This window comes from Nocardia arseniciresistens, from assembly GCF_046764875.1.
Lineage (GTDB): Bacteria > Actinomycetota > Actinomycetes > Mycobacteriales > Mycobacteriaceae > Nocardia > Nocardia arseniciresistens.
The window spans coordinates 1-17,387 of the sequence record NZ_JBKORD010000010.1; the positions used below are offsets into that span (position 1 = coordinate 1).

Sequence of the window (17,387 nt, forward strand, 5' to 3'; positions counted from 1 at the left end):
ACCGGGATCGCCAGGCGCAGCACACCATCGGTGTAGTCGGCGCGAATGTGGTCGGTGTCGAGGCCCTCACCGAGAAATAGCTGGCGGCTGAACATCCCGCGAGAACGTTCCGCGGCGATCAGGCGTTCATCAGGTCAAGAGTCGTGGTGCTCTGCTGACTGGCTGAATGCGTGGGCTGCTGGCGATTCTGTGGAATATCAGGACTGGGCCCGTCAGTGGGTGTCACGAGCACCTAATTCGGCATTGCGTGCGTCGGGAAGCCTTGTAGACCACGCAGCGGAACGTCATGTCACCCGCAGGCTCCCAACGTAGGGGAAATCGGCTACCGCGCATACCGGCCAGCGATACTGATGCCTCGCGGCCGTCGACACTTCGGCATGTGCGGAGGGCTGGCCTGGCTCGCTGTCGGCTGGTGCGAGTCGTCTGCTCAACCACCTACCGGGGTGGTTCGGTGCTGCCGGCGGGTGAGCGCCGGATCGGGGATCACTCTAGCTTTCACCGGTGCGGGTCCGAAGTCCGCGGCCAGTTGGGCCACGATGCGGTCGCCGGCGTGGCCGTCCCCGAAAGGGTTGCCCGCGTTAGCCATTCGCTTGTACGCTGCGTGGTCGTCCAGTAGGGCGGCTGCCGCGTCCACGATCGCGTCGGGCTCGATGCCAACCAACTTTGCCGCGCCGACCTCCACGGCCTCAGGACGCTCGGTGGTAGTCCGCAAGACCAGGGTCGGTTTGCCGAGGGCGGGCGCCTCCTCCTGGATGCCGCCCGAGTCGGTCAACACGAGGTCACAGGCGGCGAGGGTGGCGGAGAAGTCCATATAGTCAAGGGGCTCGACGACCCGGATGTTGGGGTGATCGGTCAGTTCGGGCAGTAGTGCCTCTCGGACGGCGGGGCTTTTGTGCAGCGGCACCACGATCTCGACATCGCCGCGATCGGCGAGCCGCCGGATAGCGCTGCCCATGTGGCACATTGTGTCGCCCTGGTTTTCTCTGCGGTGCAGGGTGAGCAGGATGTGGCGCAGGTCGGTGCCGAAGTGGTTGCGCCCCGCACCCTGGGACAGGACCCAGAGCAGATTGTCGATGACGGTATTGCCGGTGGTGAATATCGTCGACTCCGCTACGCCCTCGGCCTGCAGATGTTCGGCAGCGCGGGCGGTGGGGGCGAAGTGCCAGCGTGCGACCCTAGCGATGAGCCTGCGGTTGATCTCCTCGGGAAAAGGGTTGTTCGGCATGCCGGTGCGCAAGCCGGCCTCCACATGTGCGACTGGAACACGCTCGTAGAAGGCGGCCAGGGCGCCGGCCAGCGCTGTCGTCGTATCGCCCTGGACGACAACGAGATCGGGCTGTTGCTCGCGGATCACCTCGCCGAGACCATCGATCAACCGGGCGGTCAGAGCAGATAGTTGCTGGCGCTCGCGCATCACATCGAGTTCGATGCGGTCGCATGCCTGGAACAGATCGAGCATCTGGTGCAGCATCTCGCGATGCTGGCCGGTCGTGACCACCAGTGGTTCGAACAGCGCGGAGGCGTTCATCGCCCGCACGACCGGAGCCAGCTTGATCGCCTCGGGCCGGGTGCCGAGAACGAGCATCGCGTGTATCGGGGGACCGAGCAGTTCCGCGGTCACAGGTCCGCCGCGGGTGCGGTCTCGATCGAACGCGAATATCCGGCAGACGAATTCATGTATGTCGAGGTGGTGACGGTGACGGGGCCTTCTTCGACACGTTCGGTCTTGGTCCAGCCCCGGCGTCGGCTGAGGATGCGCCACACTGCTCGCCAGGCCGCGATGAAGGCGACGTACATCCACAGGGGTTGGGCGTGGAGATAGGCGACCGATTTCCATAGCGGCTGATCACCGGTGCGCCGCCAGTACAGCACGGCCCAGACCACGAAGCAGCCGAAAGTCAGCGCATACAACCCCACACCACTCAGTATTTGCTGCCACACCGGGCCGGTCGCGAGACCGAACTGCCCCGGGTTGTGTCCGCACGCCAAGCGAAGGAGCAGATACTGCTGGATGATCGACCAGGGCAAGGTGATCAGGTACGGCATGAATAGATATCCGGTGAGTTCCGCTCGGACCGTGAGCTTGATCCCGGACGTGGACCACAGTTCGGGCAGGCGTGCCATGGCGCTCATATGCCCTTGAAACCAGCGGGTGCGCTGACGTAGCAGGCGACGAGCGTCGTTCAGTCCCTGCTGAGATACGAAGGCGCCCATGGTGGAGCTGACCGTCCACCCCGCGACCGCCAGACTGATGCCCAGATCCAGATCCTCGGTCAGCGAGTCCGACCACGGCCGCTCTCCGACCTCGTCGAGCGCGGACAAGCGGGTGAACTGACCGTTGCCGCCCATGCTCACCGCTCCCATGGCGACCCTGCCGAATTGGCTGAGCGCGCTGAGTGCCCAGAATTCGATGTCCTGGAATCGCAGCGCCACGGTGTCGCGGCCACGAATCCGCACCGCCAACTGGGCGCCACCGACCTGCGGCTGTTCGAAGAGTTCCGCGGTGCAGGCCACCGCACCCGGCGTCATCTGGCCGTCGCCGTCGAGCACGCACACCAGCACCCGTCCCCGGTCCAGGCCCTCGGTTTCGGCGCGGCCGCGTATGTAGCGCAGACCCGCGTTGAGAGCGGCCCCCTTGCCGCGCCGCGCCTGCGGCAGCGACCGCCGCACGACTGCGACGGAACCCGACCCCGCGGCCTCGGCAAGATCGGCGGTGTGGTCATCGCTGCCGTCATCGATGACGACTATTCGAACTCCGGGCTGCCCGTCGAGCAGACAACGCACCGTGTTCTCGATGACCTTCGCTTCATTCAAACAGGGGATCAGGACGAACACGCTCCAGCCGGCCGGAACCACAATGGGCGACCCCTCTCGCAACGCGAGTTGCTTACCCAGCGATCCATCGGCGCGGCGCGCGAACAGGACGCCCATGAGGATGAGCGGCCCGTTATAGGCCATGGTGATGAAGAATATGACAACGGCGATACTTCGGACAACGGCATCGAACGAGGTCACAAAATACCTTTCGTCGCGCATTCGGCAAATCAGCCCGCGACAGAACAGCGCGGACGTCGAAATTCGATGGGGCTGTTTCGTAGGCGATGAACAAATCGTTGCGCACTCGCCCTACCTGCGCAAACATCTACCGCGCGAGTCGCCGAAATTATCCAGAAAACCACGCTTCGGGTGCCCAACTCGACTACGTTTTCGGTTTCAGTCAGGCAGAGGCGAAGGTCGCCGTTTTTTGTTTGCCTGATTGACCACTGGGCCGACCGCAAGCCATTTACCGAGGAGGGTTGATGTCAGGTCTTGCCTGGTGACGCCTGCGCCGCTTACTGTCTGGCCATCGTCCGTGCAACCACCTGACGCTGTTGTCGTATTACCACGTGGGAATCACCCACAGTTCCGCTGCTACACATCGGCATGTGCGCGTCGCACACATTCTGGTACATCGGAATTCTCCCAACCGCCGGACCAGACTCAGAGGGCTCCAGTCACGGTGGACGCCGACAGCGATTATGGCACTAGCGCTTCGAGAGTTTCCTCGAGTACCGATAGATGTTCATCCACCGACGACGCCCCGAGCCCCAATGCGTCGATGTCGAAGTGAGTCGCACCCAATGCGCGCCAATCGTTCACGTACTCGATTCGTGCGTCTGCGGGCGTGGTGGCGAGGGTGAGTCGTGGTTGCAGCCCGATGTCACCGGGAGCCCGTCCGGCTTCGAGCGCGTAGGCGCGCATTCGCTCGACCATCGCCTCGGCCGTGGCGTCCGGAGCGATGTGCGGCAGCCAACCATCCCCTATTCGACCGGTTCGGCGTAGGGTCGCCTCCACGTGTCCGCCGAACCACACCGGAATCCCGCCGCGGGTCGGCCGCGGTTCGATCCCGGCGTCGACCACCTTGTCCCACCGCCCCGCATAGCTGACCGTCGGCTGTGCCCAAAGCGCACGCAGCAGTTCCACCTGTTCGCCGAGTTTCGCGCCTCGGTGCGAGAACGGCTGACCGAGTGCTTCGTACTCCACGTGGTTCCAGCCGAGTCCGACGCCCAAGCGAAGTCGACCGCCACTGAGTACGTCGACCTCGGCGGCCTGTTTGGCGACGAGCGCGGTCTGCCGTTGCGGCAACACCAGGACACCGGTCACCAATTCGATCGTCGTGGTGACACCGGCCAAATACCCGAAGAGCACGAAGACTTCGTGGAACCGATGCTCGCTGGTGTAGCCACGCCAGCCCGGCCGGTTGGTTGTTCCGGCCCCGAGTACGTGATCGAAGGCCATGATGTGGTGATAGCCCAGTTCCTCGACGCCCTGCGCCCACGCTCGCACGGCACCGGGATCCGCGCCGATCTCGTTGTGCGGGAACACCGCACCGAAACGCATTGGTGTCAACGGAATCACGTGGTCGGCTCTTCTTCCATCATCAGGTCGAGCACAATTCGTCCCCGCACATGGCCCGCCTCACCGATCGCGTGTGCGGTCGCGACCTCCACCAGCGGAAACGTCCGGTCAATTTCGATCCTCAGCGTGCCGTCTCCCAGATAGCGGGCGATCTCGCTGAGCGCCTCACGGTCCGGGCTGACGTATACGTATCCGGCTCGCACGCCTCGCGCGGCCAGGCGATCGCGGTACTCCGGTCGCTCCCCTTTGAGAGTCACGATGACGCCGCCAGGACGAACAACTTCGATCAAGTCGAGGAAGTCCGCACCTCCCCTCGGCTCTATGACCACATCAACGTCGGACACCTCGTCACGGATCTTTTGGTCGGTGTAGTCGATCACCCGGTCGGCCCCCAGGCCGGTGAGGAAGTCGTGATTGCGCGCGGAGGCGGTACCGATCACTTCCGCCCCCGCGAGCTTCGCGAGCTGCACCGCCACATGACCGACCCCGCCCGCGGCACCGTGCACCAACACCCGTTGGCCGGCTTCTACGCCAGCTTGACGGAACAAGGCTTGCCACGCGGTGATCCCGGCCATGGGTGCACCTGCGGCGGATTGGTGATCGACGTTGTCCGGCTTGATGATCAGCTGGTCGGGCGGGGCCGCGACGTACTCGGCATAACCGCCCGCCAAGGCCGGGAAGCGAAGCATGCCGAATACCTCGTCGCCCTCGACCAAACCGGTCACCCCGTCGCCGACAGCTGCGATCGTGCCCGACACATCCCACCCGAGAACGACCGGAAAATCGGCGCCGCCCGGACCTTGGCCGTTGCGGCTCAACCAGTCGATCGCGTTGACCCCAGCGGCGTGCACCCGCACGATCACCTCGCCCGCCGACACATGGGGAACCGGCAATTCCACGATGTGAAGGACCTCTGGCAGCCCGAAACGATCAATCACAGCAGCGCGCATCATAGTCCCGATCAACTGTTCCTCCGTAACAAGCGATTCATTCCCAATACCTCCAATATCTTTCGTTTTGTCCCAGATCCAGGCGGGGCATATCGACCGAGCAATCGGGCACGATTTCCCAAAGCTCGGTCGAGGACTCGATAGACGGTGGGCCGGGGGACGTTGAACAGTTCGGCCAGCTCGATGATGGTGTGTGTGCCGATCTGCCGCAGTTCGACCACTACGGCGGCATTCGTGTCATCTGGATATTCCCTTTCGCATCGCAACCCGCTCGCGATCGGGGCCTCGCAACCTGTCTGCGGCCCGGTAGCGGCGGTCCTGATACCGGTAGAAGACGCCTATGAGCACAGTGGACAGCACCACCGCGACGGGAACAGCCACTGTGAGATCAATACCGAACAGTCTCACCAGCAGCAAGACAATTCCGGCTCCCGCCACCACGCTGTTGATCGAAGCGATCGTGCTGGCGATGGTGAACAGACCGACCAACGGGCTTCTCGTCACCGCCAATGACGCCAGAGCTTGTCCGGTTTCGTCCTCCGCATCGCCCCAGGACTGGAAGAACTGGGCCGCCTCCGGCGAAAGGGTTCGGTAGCGAGCCCTGATCCGAGCTATGCCCGCCAAATAGGTGACGTTCTGAATTCCGGTGTCGACCAGCCGAACGACGGTGAGCACGCCTAGCAGAAGGAGCACCGGAATCACCGCGGCCGCAAACGCGGGAAAGATATCGGGTGACTGGGCAGCAAATCCCATGGCCACCAGCGAACTCGACAGCGACGATAGATACAGTGTGGCGCGCCCCAAAGCCTCGCTGACAGTTGTGCTGGCGGCGGATTGCAGCACGAAATGCTCGGTTACCAAGGCGTTCATCAACACTGGCGCGATCGGCTCATCCACCATGGCCCACCACCACATCGGCGGCCACGATTCCGCGGGAAAGACCCCCGTCGGGAGTCAGCGTCGCTCGACCTTGCCGCATGCTCTGAGCTGTGGTAATTGTGCCCATCGACCTCGCACCTTCCGTCCTCTACTGGAACGCGAGCAACGTTAGGTTCGCCGGGACCGCGATTGAATGGCTGATACGCTCGCATTTCTGTCCAAACGTCTTTTCAGGTTGCGGTGAGGTAGCGAGTGGATGTATTCAGCGACGCCCTCACTGCGCTGCGAACCGGTACACCGGTGTTCACCCGCACCGACGCCCGCGCGCCGTGGAGCATGCGATTCCCCGCTGTCTCCGGTGCCAGTTTCCATGTGGTCCTGCACGGCAGCTGCTTGCTCGTCCCGCCCGACGGCGGCGCCTCGGTCCGGCTCGATACCGGCGACACCGTGTTCCTGCGACAGGGCAGCGGACATACGCTGTGCAGCGACCAGGTCCTGGCTCCGGACGTCTTCACCCAGGATCGGGTCGACCACGGCTCCTACATCCGTCAGTTGCTGATCGACGGCAAGACGGTAGACCGCCGAGTGGCCGTCGAAGCGCAAGGGGATCAGCCCGTCCTCGGTTGCGGTCTGTACAAAGACGGGCCGGGCGAACGAACCGTCCTCGCTTGCGGCGCCTACAAACTCGACATAACCCGGCAGCATCCGCTGATGGCGGGGATGCCCGAGGTGATCCATCTGCCTGCCGCGAGCCAGCAGCCCGCACTCCGTATCGCAGTCGGCCAGCTGACCAGCGAGATGGACAATCCGGGCCCCGGCAGCGACAGCATCGTCGCGGCCCTGATCGACTTGCTCCTACTGCTGATCATGCGAGCCTGGTATCAGGGCATGACGGCGGATCGCGCGAAAGGATGGGCGGCAGCGGTCACCGACCCCGTCATCGCGCCCGCGCTGCGCGCCATCCATGCCGACCCTGGCCATCCGTGGACCGTCGAGGAACTCAGTCGAGCGTCCGGTCTGTCGCGCGCAGCATTCGCCAAGCGGTTCACCGCCGTGCTGGGGGAGCCGCCGCTCGGTTATCTCACCAGTTGGCGAATGACCGCGGCGGGCAGGATGCTGCGCGAAACCGATGCCCCGCTGGCGACCGTGGCCGAACGAGCCGGGTACAGCTCGGAATTCGCGTTCGCGAAGGCATTCAAACGCGAATACGGTGTCGCGCCGGGCAGTTACCGGCGCGCGTCCCGCAGTGGGCTGACCGACGTGCAGCTCTCCGGGTAGCCACGCGCGAAACTGCGCCTTCGTCCAGTATCGAGCCGGGATGTCTTCACGCCTGATGGTGTCGGGGTCGAGGGCATTCGCTGATTCGACGGTGACTCGACCAGTGGCCGGATCGCGTCGACACCGGTAACACCGTCAAGCGCACCGACCTGGGCCCCGACCTTGGAAGCGCAACCGCCGCAGGTCATTCCCGCGACGGGTGATGATCGAGGTGCTCATGTCGTCTCCTGTGATCGAGTAAGGGTCCACGGGTACATCCGGGATCATGATCGCCGGGCCGCGGTAGGGCCACTGCTGAGTGGGCGCGGTCCCGTGCGTCCGTGGCCATGGGTAAGTGGCATCCGGCAGAAGCCGCCCTCCAGCAGTGTGAAGACGCCTCGTGACCGTGCCTGCGGAACGGGGCGATCGATGCGGCGATGTTTCGCCGAGGTAACCGGTTGCTATTGCCTCTTGCGTTCGGCCTCGGGCTGGTACACACTGAATCTGGATCCAAAAGTGTATACACTTTGAGAGGATGGAATGATCCAGCATCAGACGGTGACGCAGCACCGGCTCGCGTCGAACGATCCGCGGTACGCGGAGGTCGTGGACTTCATGCTCTACGAGGCGGAGTTGCTCGACGACTTGAAGGAACGTCAGTGGCTGACCGAACTCGTCAGCCGGGAGATCGTGTACCAGGTTCCGGTCCGCGAAACGGTCGAACGCGCGCGCGGGTTCGGATTCTCGGCCAATACTTTCCACCTGAACGAGAACCTCGGCTCACTGGAATCCCGGGTCGCGCGCGGCGAGACGCTATATGCCTGGGCGGAGGATCCGCCTTCCCGCGTCCGTCACTTCGTCACCAATATTCGGGTGCGGGAGCACGGTGACGAGGATCTGCTCGACGCCCGGAGCAATATTCTGATCTACCGCACCCGGCAGGACCAGACGAATCCGCAGATGCTCTCCGGTGAACGCCGGGATGTACTACGGCGCGAGGACGGCCGGCTGAAGTTGCTTCAGCGCGTGGTCTATCTCGATCTCACCGTGATCGGCACCCATAATCTCTCTCTTTTCTTCTGAGCCCGCACGACTGAGCCCCACTCACTCGATTCGGCTCGAAATCACCCCATTTCAGCCAGGAGCACACCTATGACCGCGATACGGGAACCCTCGCTCTCGCCACAAGTCCGGACCCTGATGGATCGGATCGAAAGCGGACTGCCCGAAGGGCGGATTCCGTCGAGCATCTTCGGAAACGAAGATGTCCATCGAGCGGAATTGCGCAAAGTGTTCGGTCGCGCCTGGGTCTTCATGGCGCACGAATCCGAGATCGAGGCGAACGGTGACTACGTAGTCCGCCGGATCGGCGAGGACTCGTTCGTCGTGACTCGCGACGAGAACGGCCGGATCCATGTCCTTTTCGACGCGTGCAAACACCGCGGGGTCCAGATCTGCCGGGCGGACTCCGGTAACACCTCCCATTTCCGCTGTCCCTACCACGGGTGGACCTACTCGTCGGATGGCAGTCTGGTCGGCGCACCTCTGTGGAAGAACGCGTTCGGCAATATGAGCAAAGAGGACAACGGGCTGGCCAAAGCGGCGCAGGTGGAGTCCTTCCACGGTCTGATATTCGCAACGCTCGATGCGACCGCGCCCCCGTTGCGTGAGTACCTCGGCGGTATGGCCTGGTATCTGGACCTGCTGTTCGGCCTGGATCGTGACGGTGTCGAGGTACTGGGTAAACCACAGCGTTTCGTGCTGGATGCGAACTGGAAATCCGGTGCGGACAATTTCTCTGGCGACGACTATCACCTCGGCACATTGCACAAATCGGTGTACGCGATCGGCGCATTCCCGATCCCCTTCAGCGAGAACATGATGGGGTACCACATCCAAGCGTCACCCGGCCATTCGCTATCGTTCTCGATGGCCGAAGACGCCGACGAGCCGGGGCCGAAATTCTTCGGATTCCCGGAAAGTCTCGCCGCGAATTTCGACACCGCCAATATCTCGGCGCATCAACTGGAAGTCGCGCGGCGTTCACGGGTGATCGTCGGCAATGCGTTTCCGAACTTTTCCATCCTCGCCCTGCCGATGACCGAGGACGGTGCCAACCATCCGCCCACCGGAGTGCTGACCGTGCGCTGCTGGCAGCCCAAGGGGCCCGGGCAGGTCGAGATGTGGAATTGGTTCCTCGGCTACAAGAACATGACGCCCGAACAGAAAGACCGCGCGTATCGCGCCGGCCTCGGGACCTTCTCCCTCGGTGGCGCATTCGAGATGGACGACACCGAACCCTGGATCACCGTGGGACGGACCGGCAGATCGGTCGCGGCCGAACTACTGGATTTCGAGCTGAACTACCAGATGGGCATGCCCGGGATCGGCATGGCGCATCCGGTGCAGGACTGGCCGGGGCCGGGCAAGGTGTTCTGGACCCGCTACGAAGAAGGGGTCCAGCGGAATATGTACGCGTACTACGCGGATCTGATGCGGGCCGAGCCGGGGCAGTGGCCGGAGCACACGTTTTGAGCCGGGCGGAGACCGCCGCGGACGCGGACATCCGATCGCGCTACCGGGACGGGGGCCTGCTCGGCAGCCTCATTCCCGGAGTCCGTCCGGCGGTGCTGGTGGTGGATCTGCAATACGGGTTCACCGAAGCGCAGTACGGTCCCGGTTTCGATCTCGACGAAGTGGTCGTCGCTACACGGGATCTGGTGGCCACCGCTCGCGGCCACAGCGTGCCGGTGTACTTCACCACCATCGCCTTCCCGGTCGACGGTGACGGTATCGCCCGCACCTGGTTGCGCAAGATGCCGGCGATGACGGGTCTTCGGGCCGGGGACCGCAGTGCGGACATCGATCACCGCCTCGGAATGCGTCCGGGCGACCCGCTGGTGGTGAAACACACCGCCTCCGCGTTCGCCCACACCGATCTCGCGGCGCGGCTCGCCGCTGCCGGGATCGACACCGTTCTGATCGCCGGTGCGACCACCTCCGGCTGTGTGCGCGCCACGGTGGTGGACGCCTGCGCGGCGGATCTGCCGGCTTTTGTGGTCCGCGACTGTGTGGGCGACCGGGAGGACGGACCGCATCGCGCCGCACTGCTGGATATCGAGGCCAAATACGGCGAAGTGATCTCACTGGACGCCGCCTACATGATCACCGAGGGACTGTCATGACCGCTGCTCTCCGATCGGCGCTCTATCGCGCGCCCGCGCAGGACACGCCGGCCCGGGTGGTCGGCGCCTCCCCACCACGGCTGGTCGTACCCGGTGTCGAATCCGCGGACTGGGGACTCGAGCGCGAACTCGGCCTCGGCTTCTTCGGGCCGCCGGTCGACCCCGCGGAATTCCTGGCGGAATTGGCGGCATCGGGGCTGCGCGGACGCGGCGGGGCGGGATTTCCGGCGCATCGCAAGTGGTCGGCGGTGGCGTCGGCACGGGACAGTGTCGTGGTCGCCAACGGTCACGAGGGGGAGCCCGCGTCGGGGAAAGACGCGTGGCTGCTCACCCGCCGCCCTCATCTGGTTCTCGACGGCCTTTTGTCGGCCGCGGCCGTGACCGGTTCGAGCGAGGCCGTCGTGTACGCGTCGGACCCCGCGGTGCTTACTTCGGTGCGGCGCGCGGTCGCGGAAGTCAGCTCCGCCGGGCTGGTTCCGGACGGCGTCACGCTGCGGGTGCACGAGGCACCGCCCGGCTATGTGGCGGGCGAGGAATCGGCGGTGGTCCGCTCGATCAACGGTGGACCGGCGAAGCCGGTCAGCAAACCACCCCGCCCCTTCGAAGTGGGTGTGCGGGGTCTACCGACCCTGGTGAGCAATGTCGAGACCTTTGCCCACGCGGCCTTGATCCGCCGGTACGGCGCCGCCGAATTCGCCAGTGTAGGAAGCGCTTCCTCCCGAGGTACCGCGCTGTTCACAATCACCGGTCAGATCGCCGAACCGGGGGTCTACGAGATGTCGCTCGGTGCGCCGGTGTCCGAGCTGATGCGGGCGGCCGGTGGCGGCCGGGGCTCGATGACTGGTGCCCTGCTCGGCGGCTGGTTCAACGGGATCTCGGTGGGCGATCTCGGCGGGCTGGCGTGCTGCTACGACGCTATGCGCACGGCGGGGACGGGGTTGGGTTGCGCGGCGGTCACCGTGCTCGGACCGGAGGACGACCTGGTCGCCGTGGCGGGCGAACTCAGCGGCTGGTTCCAGGCCGAGAGCGCTCTGCAATGCGGGTCGTGCTTCAGCGGCACCAAGGCGATCGCCCGCGCCTTCCGGCAGGTGCTGCGCGGCGAGGACCCGGGACGCCATCTGGCGGATCTGACCCGGTGGGGTTCGACCTTGTCCGGCAGGGGTGTGTGCGGGTTCATCGACGGCGCCGCGGCACTGGCGCGGACCGGTGCCGAAGAACTCGCGCGCCGCGAGACACAGAAGGAGCGATGAGCATGCGGGTGATCGTGGACAACACCAAATGCGACGGGTACGGCACCTGTCTGGACATGTGCCCCAGCGTATTCCGGTCCGACGACTGGGGCTACGCCTCCGTTGCCGGGGACGGCACCGTCCCCGCGTCGGACGAGTCGATAGTGCGCCGGGTGATCTCGCTCTGCGCGGAGAACGCGATCCGCGAGATCTGACCCATAGCCGGGGGCCGCGCCGTACAGACATCCGGCGGCGCGATATTCGAGCAGCTGAAGGAGAGATTGTGTATCTGGGACTGGAAAAGGGGGTAGCCCTGGTGACGGCCGCGTCACGCGGTATCGGCCGGGCAACCGCCGAGCGGCTCGCGGCCGAAGGGATGACGGTGATCGCGGCGTCACGGTCGGCCGGTGGGGACCCCGAGACGATCGGCCCTGGTTCGATCGTGCCCCTCGGCCACGACCTGAGCGATGTGGCCGCCACGGCCGAACTGGTCGACACGGTGGTCGCGCGTTTCGGGGCACTGGATGTGCTGGTAATCAACACTCCAGGGCCCCGGATCCTACCGGTGCTCGACGTCGGCTGGGACGACTGGTGCGTGGCGCACGACATGCTGTTGCGGCCGGTGGTCCAGCTGGCCGGTGCGGCCGGACGGACGATGCGGGACAAGGGTGCGGGTTCGATCATCCTGCTCTCGTCGACATGGGTCCGGCAACCGGCTGCCGGGGGTGTGCTGTCCGCGTCGTACCGTTCGGCCGCTTCGGCATTCGCCAAGACGCTCGCCACCGAGCTCGCGCCCGCTGGAGTGCGGGTCAACCAGGTGATGCCCGGCGCCACCGGCACCGCCCGCATGTACGGGATCGTCGAGATGAAATCCGGTGCCAACGGCACCACCGTCGACGAGGAGATCGCCCGGGTGGTGGCCGATATCCCGGTGGGCCGGTGGGCGGAGGCCACGGAGATCGCCGACGCCGTCGCCTTCCTGGCATCCCCGCGTGCCTCGTTCATCACCGGGGCTTCTGTCCCGGTGGACGGCGGTGCTTTGCGCGCGGGGCACTGACCGCACCGGACACCGGCGGTATTGCCCGGTGACAGAACAATAGTGGAGAGGAAAGTACCCCATGCCCAAGACCTTGACCGAGAACTTCGTCGAGCAGTTCAGGCTGTGCAAACTCACCGAGGGCGAGACAGTTGCGGTGATTGCCGAGCTCGGCCAGAAGACCGAATACGTCGAGTCCGCGGTGGCCGCCGCCCGGCAGCTCGGCGCGGGAGTGCTGGTGCTGCACGCATCCAGCCTGTCCAACCCGATGCTGCCGCCGTACCAGCCGGACGGCCGCGAGGTCGCGCCGTTGCTGGCGGCGGCCGGCGAATGCGATTTCGTCGTGGACGTCACCGTCGGCGGCCTGATCCACTCCGATGTACGCACCCGGATCACAGGCAACGGCAAGCGGATGCTGTTCGTCGCCGAGCCCAACGATGTACTGGAACGGCTGATGGGCGATACCGACCTGCGTGTGGTGGTCGAGGCCGGGGGCCGGAAACTGCGCGCCGGTAGCACCCTGCGCGTGACCAGCGCGGCTGGTACCGAGCTGACCGCCGATATCTCCGGTGCGGATCTGCCGATCACCCACCAGTGGGGTTATGTCGACGAACCGGGACGGTGGGATCACTGGCCCTCCGGTTTCGTGGCCTGTTTCCCCAACGACCGCACGGCCGAGGGCCGGATCGTTCTCCAGCCGGGAGATGCGTTGATCCCGTGGCAGCGTTATGTCCAGGACCCCGTGATAATCGAGGTGGAGAAGGGCTACATCAAGAAGATCTCCGGCACGGGCATCGACGCCCATGTGCTCAACGACTACTTCGAGGCCTGGAACGACGGCGAGGTCTGGGCAACCAGCCATATGGGCTGGGGCCTGCTGCCGCACGCGCGCTGGTCGGCCTTCGATGTCTACGACCCGCGATCCCTCTACGGTCAGGAACTACGTTCCACCGCAGGTAATTTCATGTGGTCCACCGGATCCAACCGTTTCGCCGACCGCGAGACCCCCGCCCATCTCGATGTGCCCATGCGTGGCTGCACCGTGGAGATCGACGGCGAAGCGGTGGTCCGTGACGGTGCCCTGGTCGTCGAGGAGTGAGTGCTGTGGACAAGAACGCTATCGAACAGGCCATCCTGGCCATGGCCCGCGATCCCGAACTGCTCGAGCAGGTGAAGGCGCAATCGTCGCGGGCACCGGAACTGGTGGGTGTCGACCAGGAATGGGCCGAAACGATCCTGTCCGGGAACCGGGATCGGCTGCGCGCCATCGGGCTCAACGACGGTTTGACCATTCTGGTGAGCCGCTGGTTCAACGACGATCTCGGTGACGCCGCCAGCCAGGGCGGATTTCTCGTCGACGACAGCCAGCCGCTGCCGAACCCCGATGTGCCGACGGGGGTGGTCTTCGCGGGTGGCTGCTCGCACGTTCCGGACCTGCTGGCCCGCCCGGAGATCGATCCCCCGGACGCGGTGGCCCGGCTGCTGGACGGCTATGACCGGTTGAAGCGCGATATCGCCGCCGCCGACCCTGATGTCATCCTGGTCACCGCGGACTGTCATTTCCAGAGTTTCGCGACCGGGCACACCGTAATCGGCACCGGGGCCGGGCATTTGGGTTCGATGGAGTTCTTCAAACGCGGAGACCTGGATCTGTCCCTCACCGGTCGGCCGGACTTCGCGCGCGAACTGGCGGCGGCGGTACGTGGCGCGGGACTCGAGGTCGAGGAAGCTGATCGGGTGGATCTGGATCACGGTCTGATCGTGCCGTTGCGACTGCTGCTACCGCGTCCGGACCTGCCGGTGATTCCGATCATCACCCAACCGCACCGCAGCTTCTCACCGTTCAACGCGCGGCGTTTCGGTGAGGCACTGCGGGGTGTGGTAGCCGAGTCCGGGTTGAAAGTGGCCTTCCTGGCCACCGGCGGCCTCTCGCACTGGTTGGATCCCGGTCACTTCGGTGGCGTCGACGTCGAGTTCGACACCTACATCCTGAAACTCCTGGAGACCGGACGCGGCCTGGACCTGTGTTCGCTCGAGCCCTACCCCTTGCTCGCGCACGGCCAGTACGAGATCCAGAACTGGATGATCATGCTCGGCCTGATCGGGCCTGGTGTGCACGGCGACGTGTACACCTACGAGCCCATGGAGGCCTCCGGCGGTGGCTGGACCGTGGTCGCCATGGACCTAGCCCGCGCCCGGGCCGAGCGGTCGGCCGCAGTCGGCGCGGGCGCGTCGTGACCGGGCGGAGGCTGCGGATCGGTGTGACGCAGTGGCACGCGACCGCCGATATCGCCGCCAACCTGACCACCGCCCTCCGGTTGATCGCCGCGGCCGCCGCGGACAGCGCGGACCTGGTGGTACTGCCCGAGAACGGCCTCATGCTCGGCACCAACACGCAGATGCGGGCGGCGGCGTTGCACGAGGACGCCGACGAGGTGCGGGAACTGTGCCGTGCCGCCGCCGCACACGAGGTGGCGGTGGTACTGGGCGGGATGAAGAACCGCACCGCCGCCGGCACCTTCAACTCGGCACTGGTGATCGATGCGGCCGGGACGATCGCCGGACGCTACGACAAGATGCACCTGTTCGATGCCACGATCGGCGGGCAGTCCTTCGAGGCGTCGTCGGTCGAACGCCCCGGCGCCGGGCCCGTGGTGATCGACCTCGACGGGGTCCGGATCGGCCTGACCATATGCTACGACGTCCGGTTCCCGGAGTTGTTCCGGGCACTGGCCACGGCCGGCGCCGAAGTACTGCTGGTTCCGGCGGCATTTGTGCAGTCCACGGGTGCTGCGCACTGGCATACGCTGCTGCGTGCCCGAGCCATCGAGAATCTGGCGTACGTCGTGGCTCCGGCGACGGTGCATTCGCCGACCGCGGAGTACACCGACGCCTTCGCGACCTACGGTCACGCGCTCGCGGTCTCCCCCTGGGGCGAGGTCCTCGTCGATCTCGGCGAAGAGCCGGAGGCGGTGCGGGTCCTCGATCTAGACCTGGACGCGGTGACCAGCGCGCGCGCCGCCCTCCCGGTACTCGCCGGGCGGCGCGCTGCCGAGGAATACGGCGCTGACCCACGGGTAGTGACCACCGCGACCCGGATACCAGAAGGAACCCGATGACCGAGCCGACAACATCCGATCTCCCCACCGGTGTGGTGCAGGCCGGTGAATGGTCCGGGGTGGGCAACGAATTCACCGGCGTGCAGTTCCGCAAGGTGTGGACTCGTAACGGCGAACGCCTGGAGATCGTCGTTCCGCGTACCGGACAGCGCATCCTGCTGGATGCCATGGCCCTCGAGGCGATCGCCGGACAGGCCCCGGAGTTCTTCACCCGGATGATCGCCGTCGGGCTGGGTGCGGCGGACGAGTAGCGTTCTCCGCCAAAAGTATTCGGTGGAATTCTGATGGTAACGGGTGCGGCGGCGTGACCGGCCCACGGCGTCGCAGGCCCGCGCACGACCACGTGACCGACCGGCAGATTCTGGCGTATCGGTCCGGTTGCCGACTATCACCCCGGCCGACCGGAGCGCTCCGAACGGCCTTCCGGACCATCGACGTGGTGCTGGGCCCGACCAAGGCCGATCAGCCCGTGGCCGAGACATATTCACACTCCGCAGCATCCCGCCAGATGTTCCCACTGACCTATCCGTGGCCCCTGCGGGCCCGGTTCCTTCCGAACCCGAACGAAAGAAGACCGACGATGACGAACCACCGGGTCGGCATGATCGTGCCCAGTTCCAACACCACCATGGAGACCGAGATCCCCGCGATGTTGCGGGCCCGGGCCGAGATCCGCCCCGAGGAGCAGTTCACCTTCCACTCCTCGCGGATGCGGATGCAGCATGTGACCCCGGAGCAGCTGACTCGGATGGACGCCGATTCGCTACGCTGCGCCGCGGAACTCGCCGACGCCCGGGTTGATGTCATGGCCTACGCGTGCCTGGTGGCCATCATGGCGCAGAGCCGCGGCTATCACGCGGTATCCGAACGGAAACTGGCGGGAGTAGCGGAAGCGGAGAGCGGCGCGCCCATCCCGGTGCTCTCCTCGGCCGGTGCCCTGACCGAGGCACTCGCCCATCTGAACGCTCAGAAGATCTCGGTGGTGACCCCGTACATGAAGCCGCTCACCGCGACCGTGTGCGATTACATCGAGTACGAGGGATTCCACGTGGTGGATTCGCTCAGCCTGGAGGTCCCCGACAATCTGGCGGTGGGTCGCCTCGATCCGCAGAACCTGCTCGAACATGCCCGGCGCGTCGATACCGCCGGTGCGGACGTACTGGTCATCAGTGCCTGCGTCCAGATGCCGTCGCTGCCGGTTCTGGACGCGCTGCAGAAGCAGTTCGACATCCCCGTGTTATCGGCTGCCGCGGCCACCACCTGGCGGTTGCTGCGTTGCCTCGGCCTCGACCCGGTCGTTCCGCGGGCCGGCGCGCTGCTCGCCCCGTAGCGGC

General features: G+C 65.5%; 18 protein-coding genes and 1 pseudogene. 12 read left to right on the forward strand and 7 right to left on the reverse strand.

Going from position 1 to position 17,387, the window contains the following annotated elements; translation table 11 throughout:
- The 6 genes and pseudogenes from ACLMAJ_RS18985 to ACLMAJ_RS19010 form a co-directional block, all read right to left on the reverse strand.
- Window positions 1–122, reverse strand: a pseudogene (locus tag ACLMAJ_RS18985) (Hsp20 family protein); the annotation flags it as partial.
- Between the two features lie 305 nt (window positions 123–427).
- Window positions 428–1,621, reverse strand: a complete 1,194-nt coding sequence (gene wecB / locus ACLMAJ_RS18990; RefSeq protein ID WP_412015074.1) for a non-hydrolyzing UDP-N-acetylglucosamine 2-epimerase — start codon at window positions 1,619–1,621, stop codon at window positions 428–430.
- On the reverse strand, window positions 1,618–3,015 hold the full coding sequence (locus tag ACLMAJ_RS18995) for a glycosyltransferase family 2 protein (RefSeq protein WP_412015075.1): 1,398 nt from the start codon (window positions 3,013–3,015) through the stop codon (window positions 1,618–1,620). Before ACLMAJ_RS18995 ends, wecB begins: the two co-directional genes overlap by 4 nt.
- A gap of 501 nt (window positions 3,016–3,516) precedes the next feature.
- On the reverse strand, window positions 3,517–4,380 hold the full coding sequence (locus tag ACLMAJ_RS19000) for an LLM class F420-dependent oxidoreductase (RefSeq protein ID WP_412015076.1): 864 nt from the start codon (window positions 4,378–4,380) through the stop codon (window positions 3,517–3,519).
- Window positions 4,381–4,394: 14 nt separating this feature from the next.
- On the reverse strand, window positions 4,395–5,297 hold the full coding sequence (locus ACLMAJ_RS19005) for an NADP-dependent oxidoreductase (RefSeq protein WP_412015077.1): 903 nt from the start codon (window positions 5,295–5,297) through the stop codon (window positions 4,395–4,397).
- A 288-nt stretch (window positions 5,298–5,585) separates the two neighbouring features.
- Window positions 5,586–6,248 carry a hypothetical protein gene (locus ACLMAJ_RS19010; protein ID WP_412015078.1) on the reverse strand — a complete coding sequence of 221 codons (663 nt, stop codon included), beginning with the start codon at window positions 6,246–6,248 and terminating at the stop codon, window positions 5,586–5,588.
- A 231-nt stretch (window positions 6,249–6,479) separates the two neighbouring features.
- On the opposite strand from ACLMAJ_RS19010, the gene ACLMAJ_RS19015 reads away from it, so the two are divergent.
- Window positions 6,480–7,505, forward strand: coding sequence for an AraC family transcriptional regulator (locus ACLMAJ_RS19015; RefSeq protein ID WP_412015080.1), 1,026 nt, complete (start codon window positions 6,480–6,482; stop codon window positions 7,503–7,505).
- Here ACLMAJ_RS19015 and ACLMAJ_RS19020 read toward each other — a convergent pair.
- Window positions 7,454–7,693: a heavy-metal-associated domain-containing protein gene (locus ACLMAJ_RS19020; protein WP_412015081.1), complete on the reverse strand. Its 240-nt coding sequence runs from the start codon at window positions 7,691–7,693 to the stop codon at window positions 7,454–7,456. The genes ACLMAJ_RS19015 and ACLMAJ_RS19020 overlap by 52 nt on opposite strands.
- A gap of 349 nt (window positions 7,694–8,042) precedes the next feature.
- Here ACLMAJ_RS19020 and ACLMAJ_RS19025 point away from each other — a divergent pair, with 349 nt between their 5' ends.
- From ACLMAJ_RS19025 to ACLMAJ_RS19075, 11 genes are all read left to right on the forward strand, one after another.
- Window positions 8,043–8,567 (forward strand): aromatic-ring-hydroxylating dioxygenase subunit beta, encoded by a 525-nt coding sequence (locus ACLMAJ_RS19025; protein WP_412015082.1) that lies wholly within the window; start codon window positions 8,043–8,045, stop codon window positions 8,565–8,567.
- A 69-nt stretch (window positions 8,568–8,636) separates the two neighbouring features.
- A complete protein-coding gene (locus tag ACLMAJ_RS19030) occupies window positions 8,637–10,019 on the forward strand; it encodes an aromatic ring-hydroxylating oxygenase subunit alpha (protein ID WP_412015083.1) in 1,383 nt (460 codons plus the stop codon).
- On the forward strand, window positions 10,016–10,669 hold the full coding sequence (locus ACLMAJ_RS19035) for an isochorismatase family protein (RefSeq protein WP_412015084.1): 654 nt from the start codon (window positions 10,016–10,018) through the stop codon (window positions 10,667–10,669). The genes ACLMAJ_RS19030 and ACLMAJ_RS19035 overlap by 4 nt, the downstream gene beginning before the upstream one ends.
- Window positions 10,666–11,919, forward strand: a complete 1,254-nt coding sequence (locus ACLMAJ_RS19040; protein ID WP_412015085.1) for an NADH-ubiquinone oxidoreductase-F iron-sulfur binding region domain-containing protein — start codon at window positions 10,666–10,668, stop codon at window positions 11,917–11,919. The genes ACLMAJ_RS19035 and ACLMAJ_RS19040 overlap by 4 nt, the downstream gene beginning before the upstream one ends.
- On the forward strand, window positions 11,916–12,113 hold the full coding sequence (locus ACLMAJ_RS19045) for a ferredoxin (RefSeq protein ID WP_412015086.1): 198 nt from the start codon (window positions 11,916–11,918) through the stop codon (window positions 12,111–12,113). Before ACLMAJ_RS19040 ends, ACLMAJ_RS19045 begins: the two co-directional genes overlap by 4 nt.
- A 68-nt stretch (window positions 12,114–12,181) precedes the next feature.
- Complete coding sequence (locus tag ACLMAJ_RS19050; RefSeq protein ID WP_412015087.1) at window positions 12,182–12,955, forward strand: SDR family oxidoreductase; 774 nt, start codon at window positions 12,182–12,184, stop codon at window positions 12,953–12,955.
- Window positions 12,956–13,016: 61 nt separating this feature from the next.
- On the forward strand, window positions 13,017–14,033 hold the full coding sequence (locus ACLMAJ_RS19055) for a 2,5-dihydroxypyridine 5,6-dioxygenase NicX family protein (protein ID WP_412015088.1): 1,017 nt from the start codon (window positions 13,017–13,019) through the stop codon (window positions 14,031–14,033).
- A gap of 5 nt (window positions 14,034–14,038) precedes the next feature.
- A complete protein-coding gene (locus ACLMAJ_RS19060) occupies window positions 14,039–15,172 on the forward strand; it encodes a DODA-type extradiol aromatic ring-opening family dioxygenase (protein ID WP_412015089.1) in 1,134 nt (377 codons plus the stop codon).
- Between the two features lie 23 nt (window positions 15,173–15,195).
- Window positions 15,196–16,053: a nitrilase-related carbon-nitrogen hydrolase gene (locus ACLMAJ_RS19065; protein ID WP_412015090.1), complete on the forward strand. Its 858-nt coding sequence runs from the start codon at window positions 15,196–15,198 to the stop codon at window positions 16,051–16,053.
- Window positions 16,050–16,304: a hypothetical protein gene (locus ACLMAJ_RS19070; protein WP_412015091.1), complete on the forward strand. Its 255-nt coding sequence runs from the start codon at window positions 16,050–16,052 to the stop codon at window positions 16,302–16,304. The genes ACLMAJ_RS19065 and ACLMAJ_RS19070 overlap by 4 nt, the downstream gene beginning before the upstream one ends.
- 329 nt (window positions 16,305–16,633) lie before the next feature.
- Window positions 16,634–17,383, forward strand: coding sequence for a maleate cis-trans isomerase family protein (locus ACLMAJ_RS19075; RefSeq protein WP_412015092.1), 750 nt, complete (start codon window positions 16,634–16,636; stop codon window positions 17,381–17,383).
- Window positions 17,384–17,387: the final 4 nt, after the last annotated feature.